The organism is Microcystis sp. M_QC_C_20170808_M9Col (assembly GCF_007095495.1).
GTDB classification, from domain to species: domain Bacteria; phylum Cyanobacteriota; class Cyanobacteriia; order Cyanobacteriales; family Microcystaceae; genus Microcystis; species Microcystis aeruginosa.
The window spans coordinates 1-13,279 of record NZ_SFBZ01000208.1; the positions used below are offsets into that span (position 1 = coordinate 1).

At 45.1% G+C, this 13,279-nt stretch carries 12 protein-coding genes; 5 read left to right on the plus strand and 7 right to left on the minus strand.

The annotated features are described in order from the left end of the window. Positions 1-436: 436 nt before the first annotated feature. The 4 genes from EWV68_RS12155 to EWV68_RS12170 all read right to left on the minus strand — a co-directional run bounded on the left by EWV68_RS12155 (position 437) and on the right by EWV68_RS12170 (position 4,277). The gene (locus EWV68_RS12155) at positions 437-1,657 is read right to left on the minus strand and encodes an efflux RND transporter periplasmic adaptor subunit (protein ID WP_061430250.1); all 1,221 of its coding nucleotides are present in this window, start codon (positions 1,655-1,657) and stop codon (positions 437-439) included. Between the two features lie 43 nt (positions 1,658-1,700). After that, positions 1,701-1,922: a DUF4327 family protein gene (locus EWV68_RS12160; RefSeq protein WP_061430249.1), complete on the minus strand. Its 222-nt coding sequence runs from the start codon at positions 1,920-1,922 to the stop codon at positions 1,701-1,703. Between the two features lie 164 nt (positions 1,923-2,086). Further along, positions 2,087-2,974 (minus strand): acetylglutamate kinase, encoded by an 888-nt coding sequence (gene argB, locus EWV68_RS12165; RefSeq protein ID WP_061430248.1) that lies wholly within the window; start codon positions 2,972-2,974, stop codon positions 2,087-2,089. Between the two features lie 79 nt (positions 2,975-3,053). Next, positions 3,054-4,277: a M20 metallopeptidase family protein gene (locus EWV68_RS12170; protein ID WP_287169926.1), complete on the minus strand. Its 1,224-nt coding sequence runs from the start codon at positions 4,275-4,277 to the stop codon at positions 3,054-3,056. A gap of 739 nt (positions 4,278-5,016) precedes the next feature. Here EWV68_RS12170 and cpcB point away from each other — a divergent pair. The 5 genes from cpcB to EWV68_RS12195 all read left to right on the plus strand — a co-directional run bounded on the left by cpcB (position 5,017) and on the right by EWV68_RS12195 (position 9,810). Next, positions 5,017-5,535: a C-phycocyanin subunit beta gene (gene cpcB, locus EWV68_RS12175; RefSeq protein ID WP_004268967.1), complete on the plus strand. Its 519-nt coding sequence runs from the start codon at positions 5,017-5,019 to the stop codon at positions 5,533-5,535. A 66-nt stretch (positions 5,536-5,601) separates the two neighbouring features. After that, a complete protein-coding gene (gene cpcA / locus EWV68_RS12180; protein ID WP_004268966.1) occupies positions 5,602-6,090 on the plus strand; it encodes a C-phycocyanin subunit alpha in 489 nt (162 codons plus the stop codon). A 176-nt stretch (positions 6,091-6,266) separates the two neighbouring features. Then, a complete protein-coding gene (locus tag EWV68_RS12185; RefSeq protein ID WP_002736362.1) occupies positions 6,267-7,145 on the plus strand; it encodes a phycobilisome linker polypeptide in 879 nt (292 codons plus the stop codon). Positions 7,146-7,282: 137 nt separating this feature from the next. Continuing rightward, entirely contained in the window at positions 7,283-8,959 is a 1,677-nt protein-coding gene (gene ribBA, locus EWV68_RS12190) for a bifunctional 3,4-dihydroxy-2-butanone-4-phosphate synthase/GTP cyclohydrolase II (RefSeq protein ID WP_287169919.1), read from the plus strand. Positions 8,960-9,066: 107 nt separating this feature from the next. After that, the gene (locus EWV68_RS12195) at positions 9,067-9,810 is read left to right on the plus strand and encodes a Uma2 family endonuclease (protein WP_287169921.1); all 744 of its coding nucleotides are present in this window, start codon (positions 9,067-9,069) and stop codon (positions 9,808-9,810) included. A gap of 57 nt (positions 9,811-9,867) precedes the next feature. Here EWV68_RS12195 and EWV68_RS12200 read toward each other — a convergent pair whose 3' ends face one another. The 3 genes from EWV68_RS12200 to EWV68_RS21885 form a co-directional block, all read right to left on the minus strand. After that, positions 9,868-10,926, minus strand: coding sequence for a D-alanine--D-alanine ligase family protein (locus EWV68_RS12200; RefSeq protein ID WP_287169923.1), 1,059 nt, complete (start codon positions 10,924-10,926; stop codon positions 9,868-9,870). A 232-nt stretch (positions 10,927-11,158) separates the two neighbouring features. Next, on the minus strand, positions 11,159-12,160 hold the full coding sequence (locus EWV68_RS12205) for a hypothetical protein (RefSeq protein ID WP_287169925.1): 1,002 nt from the start codon (positions 12,158-12,160) through the stop codon (positions 11,159-11,161). A gap of 2 nt (positions 12,161-12,162) precedes the next feature. Then, entirely contained in the window at positions 12,163-12,765 is a 603-nt protein-coding gene (locus EWV68_RS21885) for a J domain-containing protein (RefSeq protein WP_110578493.1), read from the minus strand. Between the last annotated feature and the right edge of the window lie 514 nt (positions 12,766-13,279).

Consider the following 13,279-nt stretch of genomic DNA (forward strand, 5'->3'; position numbering starts at 1 on the left):
CATCAAAAAGTGCCAGACCTTGGGGTGATCGGGGGGGAAATTTAGGCACTTTTTCCCTGAAAATTAGGTAATTGACCCCCTGAAAATCGGTAAAACCCTACACCCCACACCCCACACCCTACCCCCACGAAAAACTTTGTCAGCAAACCCTACTTAGACCTGTGCGAAAATTAAATTTGTGAGAAAAAAGAGCAAGACAACCCGTGCGATTGCCCTGTCAATCGTAGCTGATCAGGTCGCCCTTGTTCTTCGTCAGTGAAACCCCAGCAGTTTTTGGGTAGTCGGCAAGAACCCTCCGGCAGCGACTCCAACCAATCCGACTTTAGTTGTGGGTTCTGGAATGGTTTCCCCGCGTTCTTGCAAAACTTCAAGGTAAAGTTCAATCGCTTCTTTAATATTTTCCTGAACCTCTTCAAAGGTATCTGCAATGGTTTGATCAAGGATTACTTAGGATACTGACCCGGACTTTTTCACCATTTTGCAAAGGTTTACTACTATTAACGACGAAACGCTCCCCCGGTTCGAGTCCAGTGATAATTTCTACTTGACCGTCAAGCGCTTGACCGAGACGAACGGGACGTTTTTCCACTTGCGAGTTAGACTCGGAAAGGACGAAAATTGCCGAGGATTCCCCTTGACTGACAATTGCTGTTTCGGGAACAATCACCTGAGGGGCAGAATTATTATTAAACCGTACCCGGGCCAATAATCCCCCTTTGATTAAACCATCCCCATTGGGTAGAGCAATCTCCACGGGAATCCGCCGGGCCGTGCCTTGGCTGAGGGGAAAAATCCTGGTGATGCGACCGGAAAAATTTCTCTCACCGAAAGCATCAAGGCTGACATTAACCTTTTGTCCTAAATTAATCGTTTTTAAATCCAATTCCGATAATAATACTACCACCTTGACCTGTTGAAAATCGCCAATTTTGAGGACTTCATCGCCGATACTGACTAAATCCCCCGGCTCTTTCAGTTTTTCGATCACTATCCCCGTCGCTGGTGATTTAAGAATAGCGTAGGCCTGACGTTGTTGTTCCTGAGCGATGACCGATTTTTGGGCGGCAATTCTGCCGATAATTGCCGCCACTACCTGCTCCTCGACTTTAATTCTTGATCGCCCGCTATTAACGGCTTTTAAAGCCACTGCCGCCGTAGTTTGGGCTGTTTCGCCCTGTTGCAGGGGAATCGCCCCTTCTAGGGCTAATTTTTGCAGGCGCTCGGCATCATTTTTGGTCTGTTGGTATTGTAGTTGTAGGCGCTCCACTTCAATTTCAGCGTTACTGACTTCAATTCTCGCCCGGGCTAATTCCGCTTCTAGGGCCGACAAGGCGGCTTTTTCTTGCCGGACAACGGTGGCGAGGAGACGATCATCAACACGGGCGAGGATTTGTCCTAATTGCACCTCATCTCCCACATCGACGAGGAGATTGAGTAACTGACCCGTGGCTTGCGATCGCAAAGAAACGACTTTTAAAGGTCGGGTGGTTCCCGTGTAGTCGAGATTGCCTCCGATGGTTGCCAGTTTAGCGGTGGTGACGTTGACGGTAGTAGTACGGGCCGCCGGTGGCGGTGGTTGGGTTTCGGTCCCGGGAGAACAACTCGCGCTTAAGGATAAGATAACCAGAGCGGAAAGGATAATCGGAGTCGATCCCATGGCGATAATCTTGGTAGAAAGCTGCTTTTGAGTCGATGGTCGCTTATTCCTCGTCCCAAGCTTCTACCGCTACCACTTCGCTGAGAGGGTCTTGCATGGAGAAACCGAAATCGAGCAACTCTTGCTTCCAGTATGCCCACTCATCTCCGTATAAAAGAGCCAGTTTCCAGATACTATCGCTAGGTTTGACTACTTTTGCATCTATCCACTTGCTAACCTTGCGTTGAAACTTCACCATCGGGTGAGCTACAGCTTGTTTGGTCATAAATTCAATTGCTATGAAAACTTCGGATTTTGCGCTTCCCGACTAAACTAACTTCTAAGACTTTTGCCATTACAAAGGAGTGAGAAGCGCATTTATTAACTTACTTGTACACCAGATCTCTGGTTTTAGGCAAGTCTTTTTCACCAAAAGTACGGTAATTACTACTATAGATTAGTATAACCGGAGGCCACAATCATGGAACCGATGCCTTGATCGGTGAAAATTTCCAGTAAAAGGGCGTGGGGAAGACGACCATCGATAATATGAGCGGCCTGAACTCCCTGGGCCAGAGATCGCACGCAACAGCCAACTTTGGGAATCATCCCGCCGGCAACGATGCCTTTTTGAATCAACTCCCGGGCCTGTTGGATATCTAATTTAGCCAATAAAGTGGAAGGATCCTTGTAATTCTCTAAAATTCCGGCTGTATCGGTCATCAAAATCAGTTTAGCTGCCCCTAAAGCCGCTGCTATTTCTCCGGCTACCGTATCGGCATTGATATTATGAGCTTGGCCGGTTTCATCGGCGGCCACACTGGAAATCACGGGAATATAACCACTATTGACCAAGGATTCGACGACGCTGGTATCGACACTGCTGACTTCTCCAACAAAACCAATGCCCTCTTTACCCACGGGACGAGCAGTGATCAGATTGCCATCCTTACCGCATAATCCTACCGCTTTACCGCCGGCTTGATTGATCAGGGCAACAATTTCTTTATTGACGCGTCCCACCAGCACCATTTCTACCACATCCATGGTGTCGGCATCGGTGACGCGTAAACCGTCTTTAAATTGAGGTTCAATGCCCAATTTATCCAGCCAACTATTGATTTCTGGACCGCCGCCGTGGACAATAACGGGACGAACCCCCACACAGGAGAGAAAAACGATATCTCGCATGACCGTGTCTTTGATATCGCTGTTATTCATGGCCGCGCCACCGTATTTAACCACTACGGTACGACCGCGAAATTCTTGTATATAGGGTAGGGCCTCGCTGAGGATTTTCACCCGTTGGGCATCGTTTTCCTGGATATTATTATTCATGGGTTTTTTTACTCGTCTGATTCAGTGATCAGTTTAGCGGTTTCAGGTTTGACAAAAACTGTTCACCTTGAACGGATTTCTAGAAAGTCCTAGAGTTGCAGAATTTTTCGACGCAACGGACAAAAATCTCGACTCCCATCGCTAACACCGATTCATCAAAATCAAAACGGGGATGATGGTGGGGATAGGCTAATCCTAATTCGGGATTGGCAGACCCCAAGAAGAAATAACAGCCCGGTACTTCCTGTAAAAAGAAGGACATATCTTCCCCTCCCATGGTTTGACATTCGGGAACGATTCCGGCCGGGGTTTCCACCACTTGTTCGGCGATTGATTCCACTAATTCCGCCATCTGATCATGATTGATTACCGGGGGATACAATTGCCAGTAATCGAATTGATAACTAGCCCCCTGACTTTGACAGATGCCCGCGATAATTTCTTCCATCCGTTGTCGGAAATAGCCCCCTAACTGGGGATTGAAATAGCGCACCGTCCCACTGAGATTAGCACTATCGGCGATCACGTTTCTAGCGGTTCCCGCTGCTAATTTACCCACAGTCACCACGGCAGCATCGAGGGGGTTAAGGTTGCGGGCGACGATGGTTTGCAAGGCGTTGACGATTTGGGCCGCCACCAGTAGTGAATCGACGGTTTGATGGGGAATTGCCCCGTGGCCTCCCCGGCCTTGAATCTGGAGATCGAAACATTCCACCGCCGCCATTAAGGGACCATTTTTCACGCCCACTGTCCCTAAAGGCAGATTATTCCAGAGATGCAGCCCGATAATTCCGTCCACGTCGGGATTTTTCAGCACTCCCGCTTCGATCATCGGTTTCGCCCCCCCCGGCCCCTCTTCGGCGGGTTGGAAAATAATTTTTACTGTCCCCTTGACATCGTGACGGTTTTGTGCTATGTAAACTGCCGTGCCGAGGGCGATCGCTGTGTGGCCATCGTGACCACAGGCGTGCATTTGGCCCGGATGTTGGGAACGATAGGGGACTTGGTTTTCTTCGGCGATCGGTAGTGCATCCATATCAGCCCGCAGGGCTAAAACCGGCCCCGGTTGACTGCCTGCGATGGTGGCGACAATTCCAGTGCCGGCGATGCCGGTTTGATGGTCAATTCCGTATTTAGTCAGGGTTTGACTGATTAAGGAGGCGGTGAGATGTTCTTGAAAGCCTAGTTCTGGTTTTTGGTGTATTTGTCGGCGCCAGTGGACTAATTGCGGCTGCAGGCAACGAATGGCAAGGCGAATTTGAGGGCAATTTAAGCTATTAGGAACGGGAAAGGAGGAAATCATCGGGTTCGGACGGCTAGATTTTTTGAGCACCGATTTCTAGTTTAACGTCGGTCGTCGGTCGTCGGTCGTCAGGAGATAGGGTGATAGGGTTTTGGGGTGATAGGGTTTTGGGGTGATAGGGTGATGAGACAGCTTCCCCACTTCCCCACCCCCCCACTTCCCCGCTCCCCACTTCCCCACACCCCCACTTCCCCGCTCCCCACTTCCCCACCCCCCCACTCCCCACTCCCCACACCCTTCTTTACAAAACTTCATCGTAATTGGAGGGCTGGAAAGGGCAATTCTTGGGTAATAGGGGAAGGGAAAGCGGGGAAATATTAAAAAAAACTTAAAATTTTTATCTTGCTGCTCTTTATACCCTTAAAGCCTTGCTGTCTCTGATTTCCTGACGGTGAGAGGCTTTGAGCCATGTCAGGAATTGATGACCAACTCGATCGAGTTATTGTTAAGTGACCGTTACAAAAAGACAGCAAAAAACTTAATAATATGTAACAAACAAAGTTTCGACAGCAGTGTATAAATTTAACTTGAGGGGCCAAGATAACAGACAAAAGTTAAGCTGGATACTTGTTTAACCTCCTTAGGTGATTTATGAGAGAGCCATGAAGTTTTTTCAGGTTTCTTAAAGTAAATCGCAACAATCACGGTCAAGGCTCGTCTAGGCTCACCGTGAAATCCCTTAAGAGGGAAAACCTTTTAATTGCAAGCAAATCCCATTTAAATTTAGGAGATTGTCACAATGTTTGACGCATTCACCCGGGTAGTATCCCAAGCTGATGCTCGCGGCGAATATTTAAGCTCTTCGCAACTAGACGCTCTGAGCGCCATGGTTGCCGACAGCAACAAACGGATGGACTCTGTTAACCGGATCACCAGTAACGCTTCCACCATCGTTGCCAACGCCGCTCGTAGCCTGTTCGCTGAACAGCCCCAACTGATCACCCCCGGTGGTAATGCCTACACCAGCCGTCGTATGGCCGCTTGCTTACGCGACATGGAAATCATCTTGCGCTATGTCACCTACGCTACCTTCGCTGGCGACGGCAGTGTTCTCGATGATCGTTGCTTAAATGGTCTTCGCGAAACCTATGTAGCTTTAGGAGTACCAGGAGCTTCCGTAGCCGCTGGCGTAAGCAAAATGAAAGAAGCTGCTTTGTCCATCGCTAACGATCGCAACGGTGTCACCCCCGGCGATTGCAGTGCTTTAATGTCTGAAATTGCCAGCTACTTCGACCGCGCCGCCGCTGCTGTCGCCTAGTCCCTAGGGCTAGTCTCAATTAAACCGTAGGAAACTTATTGCAAGATTATTGGGAGATACCAAACAATGAAAACCCCCCTTACCGAAGCCGTAGCAGCCGCTGATTCTCAAGGTCGTTTCTTAAGCAGCACCGAAATCCAAGTTGCTTTCGGTCGTTTTCGTCAAGCTTCTGCCAGCCTCACCGCCGCTAAAGCTTTAACCGAAAAAGCTAGTTCTTTGATCTCCGGTGCTGCTCAAGCTGTGTACAACAAGTACCCCTACACCACCCAAATGCAAGGGGCTAACTTTGCGGCGGACCAACGCGGTAAAGAAAAATGCGCTCGTGACATCGGTTACTACCTCCGCATGGTGACCTACTGCTTAGTTGCTGGTGGAACCGGTCCGATGGACGAGTACCTTATCGCTGGTATCGACGAAATCAACCGCACCTTCGACCTGTCTCCTAGCTGGTACATCGAAGCTCTCAAATATATCAAAGCCAACCATGGTTTAAGTGGCGACCCCGCAGTAGAAGCCAACTCCTATATCGACTACGCGATCAACGCTCTCAGCTAGTCCAATCGAAAAAACTGCTGGTCTGGAAAGACAGGAGGTTGTTAGCAAAAGGGTTAGCAATCACCTGTTCTTCCAGACCTTGTTATATCCATCGTCAAGGCGGCCAAGTAATCGAACTGATCCTCCCCTAGTTTTGAGGGGTCAGAAAACGATCATTTTTTTGTAGGAGAACTTTAGTGGCAATTACTACCTCAGCTTCCCGTTTAGGGACAACCGCTTTTAGCGAGGTTGCTCCCGTGGAATTACGTCCCGATTGGTCCCGTGACGACGCACAGGCGGTTATTCGCGCCGTCTATCGTCAGGTGCTAGGCAATGACTATATCATGCGTTCCGAGCGCCTTACCAGTGCCGAATCCTTACTCTGCAATGGTTCGATCACCGTGCGGGAATTCGTCCGCGCCGTGGCCAAATCGGAACTGTATAAGAACAAATTCTTCTACGGTAACTTCCAAACCCGCGTCATCGAACTTAATATCAAACATCTTTTAGGTCGCGCTCCCTACGATGAGTCGGAAGTGGTCTATCACCTCGATCTCTACGAAAACAAAGGATTCGAGGCCGATATCGACTCCTACATCGATTCCGCCGAATATACCGAAAACTTCGGTGATAGCATCGTTCCCTACTATCGCGGTTTTGCCAGCCAACCCGGTCAAAAAACCGTGGGATTTACCCGGATGTTCCAACTCTATCGCGGTTATGCCAACAGCGATCGCTCTCAGATTGCCGGCAAAACCTCCCGTTTAGCGGTGGAATTAGCCCAAAACGGCGCTTCGGCAGTGGTCGGTCCCTCTGGTGGCAGCGATGGTTGGGCCTATCGTCCCTCTGCTCAACGCAACACCCCCAGTAAAGCTCTTGGTGGTAGTGTGGCCTATGGTGATGTGGGTAAGCTCTATCGCGTGGAAATTGCCGCCATCAGCAAACCGGGTTATCCCCGTGTCCGTCGCAGTAGCAAAGCGATTATCGTCCCCTTTGAACAGTTAAATAACACCCTGCAACAGATCAACCGTCTCGGTGGCAAAGTTGCCAGCATCACCCCCGCTAGTTTGAATTAATTTTCTAGCTTAAGATAACTAAAAGTCTCCCGGGCAGCCGTCAGGTTCACCGGGAGACTTTTTTCTAGGGAACTGGCAGAAATTGACCCTCAGCAGATCGAGCAAACCTGTAGAATGAAAATAGTTCTATCGTTTTAATGCCTGTGACTGTCACTTCGATCGCTTTTGACTCTATCGATACTGCCTTAGCGGAAATCAAAGCTGGACGGGCTATTGTAGTAGTTGATGATGAGAATCGCGAAAATGAAGGAGATCTAATCTGTGCGGCCCAATTTGCCACCCCCGATCTGATTAACTTCATGGCAGTGCAAGCTCGCGGTTTAATCTGTCTGGCAATGACGGGAGAGCGTCTTGATGCTCTCGAATTACCCTTGATGGTGACAAAAAACACCGATAGCAATCAAACCGCTTTTACCGTTAGCATCGATGCCGCTCCCCATTTAGGGGTTAAAACTGGCATTTCGGCAGAAGATCGGGCGAAAACCGTGCAAGTTGCCATTAATCCGGTTACTCGTCCCGACGATCTCACCCGTCCCGGTCATGTCTTCCCGATTCGTGCTAAAGCCGGTGGGGTCTTAAAACGCGCCGGTCATACGGAGGCAGCCGTGGATCTAGCTCGGTTAGCCGGGTTGTATCCGGCGGGAGTTATCTGTGAGATCCAAAATCCCGATGGTTCCATGGCCCGTTTACCGCAACTATTTGAATACGCTCGTCAACATAATCTCAGGTTAATTAGCATTGCCGATCTGATCGGTTATCGCTTAAAACACGATCGCTTTGTCCATCGGGAAACGGTCTGTAATTTTCCCAGTCAATTCGGTACTTTTCAGCTTTATGCCTACCGAAATTTATTAGATCAAACCGAACACATCGCTATTGTGAAAGGCGATCCCGCTCTCTTTGGTGATCAACCTGTAATGGTACGAATGCACTCAGAATGTCTGACCGGAGATGCCTTGGGATCCTTGCGTTGCGATTGTCGGCAACAGTTGCAAAGTGCCCTAAAAATGATTGAAAACAACGGTTTAGGGGTGGTGGTTTACCTGCGACAGGAAGGCCGGGGAATTGGCTTAATTAATAAGCTAAAAGCCTATTCTTTACAGGATATAGGACTAGATACGGTGGAAGCCAACGAAAGGTTAGGATTTCCCGCCGATTTGCGCGATTACGGCATGGGAGCGCAAATGCTCAACGATTTGGGGGTGAGAAATATTCGTTTAATTACCAATAATCCCCGTAAAATTGCCGGATTAAAAGGCTATGGTTTGGAAATAGTCGAGCGAGTACCTTTGCTGATCGAGGCTAATGATTATAATTCCAATTATCTGGCCACAAAAGCGGAAAAGTTAGGACATCTATTCCTACAAACCTATCTAGTCACCATCGCTCTCAGTTGGGGGGAAAATCCGCCGTCAATTTCGCAAAGATATCATCAATTAGAGAAATTACGGCAGTTAAGTCGCGCTAATCAATTATCTCTCCAAGAAGAAACCCGACCGGTAGCCAATGCTCTTTTTGATCGCGCCCCTTTGATCGTACATTTAGGTTTAGATATTCGTCAGGGTGTCAGCAGTAATTGGTATAAAAATCCTTCCCATCCTTATCTTCTGGTTATTGACAAGATATTAAATGACATTAAAGATTGGTCGGAAATTGAACGCTTAGAATTTTTAATTTCCGACGGAGACGATTCGATGACGGGATTACAAATGAAACTCGATCGTCAAAAAATGTCCGATGAAGATTTCTCACAATTACCACAATTAGCTACCCAAATTATCTACAGTTTTACTCGTGATTCAGCCAAAAATTAGTTTTCTATGACCATACTGTTGCCTCTTGCCTCATCTCAACAAGCAATTTAAATATTTAACAGCTTAACAGTTATAATTAAACCAAGCTAGTATAACGGGGAAAAACTATGACAACTCTCGACATTTTACCGGAAGTTACCTGTCCCCCCACCGATTTATGGAGTGATGAACCACCTTTGGAAAGTGATCTACATCTGCAACAAATTACAATTCTGATCGGTTGTTTGGAAAGGTTATGGCAAGAAAGAAGTAATTACTATGCTTCGGGCAATCTTACCATCTACTATAACGAAGAACAACTAAAAAAACGTGATTTTTGTGGTCCTGATTTTTTTGTAGTCTTAGATACGGAAAAACATCCGCGTAAAAGTTGGGTAGTCTGGGGAGAAGGGGGTAAATATCCCAATGTAATCGTGGAGATTCTTTCCCCATCCACTGCTAATATCGATCGCAATAAAAAGAAAAATCTCTATCAAAATACCTTTCGGACTCCTAACTATTTCTGGTTTGATCCTGAAAGTTTAGAACTGCAAGGATTTAGATTAATTGCGGGACAATATCAAGCTATTGCTGCTAATGAAAACGGCTATTTATGGAGTGAACAATTAGAACTATATTTAGGCATTTTTGACCGTAAACTGCGTTATTTTACCACCGATGGTCAATTGGTTCCCACTCCCCAAGAAGCTGAATTAGAGCAAAGACAAGCAAAGGAACAGATTTTTTTAGAAAAGGAACAGGAACGAAAGGCAAAAGAACAGGCTCTTTTAGAAAAAGAACAAGCTATCTTAGAAAAGGAAAAATTAGCCCAAAAATTACGAGAATTGGGCATTGATCCCGAAACTATCTAATTGATCAATATCTCTAGTTTAGGTAATTCCTATCCTAGAAATGTTGGTAATTTAACCTTATTTTTCCTGTCTTTCTAAGGCTAATTTTACTAACTTATCGACCAATTTATCAAACTCTAAACCGGTGGCTTTCCAGAGTTGGGGATACATACTAAAGTTAGTAAACCCCGGCAGAGTATTAATTTCATTGAGAAACACTTCCCCAGTCTTTTCCACATAGAAAAAATCCACCCGCGACAATCCCGCAGCATCCACAGCTTTAAATGCTTCTACAGCCATTTCTCGCACTTGATTAGCAATTTTATCGGGAATATTAGCGGGAATCACCATCCTCGATCGCCCGTCAGTATATTTAGTTTCATAGTCATAAAAATCACTATCAAAAGTAATTTCTCCCACCAAAGAAGCTTGGGGATTATCATTACCTAAAACCGCACATTCGATTTCTCTTGCGGTTACTCCTGCTTCAACAATAATCCGTCGATCATAACTAGCAGCACTATCTAAAGCAGCCTCTAATTCTTGCCGGTTGCGCGCTTTACTAATACCCACCGAAGAACCTAAATTAGCCGGTTTAATAAAACAAGGATAACCTATTTCCTCGGCGATTTGATCGCACAATTGCGGAAAAATACAGGCATTTGACCACACTTGCGAGCGGGTTACGGCCTTATACTTAACTTGGGGTAATCCAGCGGCTGCAAAAGCAGTTTTCATGGCAATTTTATCCATGCCTAGGCATGAACCCAGGACCCCACTACCCACAAAAGCAACCCGCATGAGAGTGAGTAATCCTTGTAAAGTGCCATCTTCCCCATTCGGTCCGTGGAGAATTGGAAACCAAACCTCCATTTCCCTCACTTCTGGGGGAAATTGCCAGATATTGACTTTTATATTACTCTCAATAGCTAGGGGTTGCCCAGAGGTTAAAATTTGTCTAGCAGTTGCTGCCGAATGCCAACAGCCATTTTTATCGATATAGAAGGGGATAACTGCGTATTTGTCAAGATTTTCGGGGTAATTAAAAGCTTGCAGGATCGATCGAGCCGAATTGATAGATACCTCGTGTTCTCCCGATCGACCACCAAACAACAATCCTACCTTGATCTTATCCATGTTATCCTCTCTAGACCCAGCTAGATCCTAAATTAGAGTTCAACTATCATATATACTATGGGCGGAGTTGACAATAGTTGCCAATGATTTAGATGCAGCTGTTCCTCGTCAGATCGGAGTTTTGGCAAAACCTCAAGATAAATTAATTATCGCTCATGATGAGATGTGGTCGTTCTTTCCCTAAAAAAATGGATAATCACTTTGGATCTATTCACCCCCCGAAATTGAATGATTATTTAGCTAATTTTTCCAGTTTTTTCTTAGTTTTCTGAAGTTTTAAGGCTAAATTACCATGATGTTCGGGATAGTAAACGTGTAAGAATTCGATAAAATCCTCGATTGTACAAGGTTGATGAAATCCCCCTAAGTTACCGTGGAATTCTTGGTGAATTTCTTCTTTAATAGTCACCAAATTCAGATCTAATGTCGCTAGATGGGGATATTTTTGGACAGAGTAAAGATGATGGACAGCGAGATTAAATTTTACATCTTTATCCGGTTTTTGCCCTGTCACCTGACAAGTGTTTTTATCTCTAGTTTTAGCTCGTTTTTTAGCCTTTTCAATCTCGATTTTTTGTTTGGTATCGTCATCTAGATTTTCCTGAATTTCTTTAAAGGCAAGAGGAAACTCCATTGCAATCGTTTTACACATTTCTTGGCGCGATTTATTCGTCAAAGTTTCACTCATGGATTTAGAAATCATCACTATTCCACTTTCAGAGAACCAAAACTCTCTTTTTTCATCTTCGTAAAAATCTACTCCTAATTCTAGAGGTTTATCAGTTCTTTGCTGAAGATGATTCACGGTTTTATTTAGCTTGGCTCCATTAGTTTCTAAAATTCGCCGTAAACTCTGTTTATGAATCATAGCCACTCCTTGATAAACTTGAATTTCGCCAGAGTCAATGAGTTCAGCAAAAATTAATTTTCGTGCCAAAGAGCGACGAATTTTTTGATCGTGCTTAGTAAAAAATTCTTTAAATTTGTAGAAAATTCCTCGCTTTTCATTCTTCTCGATATAGGAAGCAATTTTAAAAGCACCTTTAGGGGAAAAGTTACGGAGTTTCTTCTCCTTATTGACAAATTGATAATCGTCACCCTCAACTAAATCCCAATCATCATTAGGATCAGCATCAAAAAAGCTAACGATTTCATCCAATCTTTTATGAGAAATGGAAAGCCATTGAATTAGTTCAGCTTCTCTGATAGTAAAAATTTCTTTTTTGCGAGGCATGATTATTTTATCTCCGTGGTGATAGACTTATACATCACAGTCAAACGATCAAAGATGTGAGAGTTTCCTGTTTCTTGGTTATCGGGATGATAGATCTTAGAAAGACGATAATAAGCATTTTTAATGTCTTCCTTGCTGGCAGTGTTTGGATCAAGATCGAAAACACGATAGGGACGAAAGTATTTAAAAATGTTGATACCGTTGATACAATCTTTCCCCTGTTCGTAATCTTCTTCGGGAAGAATACCGATATATTTCCTGTAGATAACCTCCCAACTTTCTCGCTGAGATAAATTGATGTTATCAAAGGCTCTAGTAGCCATTTGAAACATACTCGATTTTTTTAATTCTGTGGTATTGCTAACCTCAAAATAGGCATAAACTGCCTGTTTAAGTTGCGTTAGAGTTAAAGGTTTAACTTTTGAGCCTGTGGTGGTGGTGGCTGTAGTTTTTGATTTAGTTAACGATGGTTTAGGCGACTTTTTGCGGTGGTTTTTGATGACAAAATCGGCAAAATCTTCGAGAATACGACTTTCGATCGAGTATTGCTCACAGATATGACTAATCTGCTCTAAAATGAGCGAGTTAAGAGGATTAGTGGTCATAATTTCCCTAAGAAGCTGCAAAAAATCTAGCCTTTCTTATCAAGATGAAGTGTAGGCTAATTTGGTATGAACGACCGACGACTGACTCCCGAAAACTTCCTATCCTAAATTAATACCACAGCAGTGGCCACTTTGTCATGTGGTTAATAATCAAAAAAATTGCTGGCATATTATAGATTTAAGTCAATAAATGAGCAGCCGTGGCTCTTCTAGGTTCTGTGTGATCAGTTTAACTTACTATAGAAGCGATCAATCTTTGTGTCCTCTGTGTCTCTGTGGTTCCTTCCACTCCCTCCCCAGCAGGACTGTATCTTAGAATACATTTTACCCACCAAACCGAAGAGAGCTGCAGCCGTTTAGCTAGGCAGTCATTCTAAAGATAAGATTCCCAAGAGGGCTCTTCGGTTTGTGTTATGCAATGGACGGGGGTTATAAGGGATGGAACACTTATATAGAAAGGCATTCAGCGATTTTTGTCAATTGTTTTTGATCTAGAGCGAACTAATCAATTAAG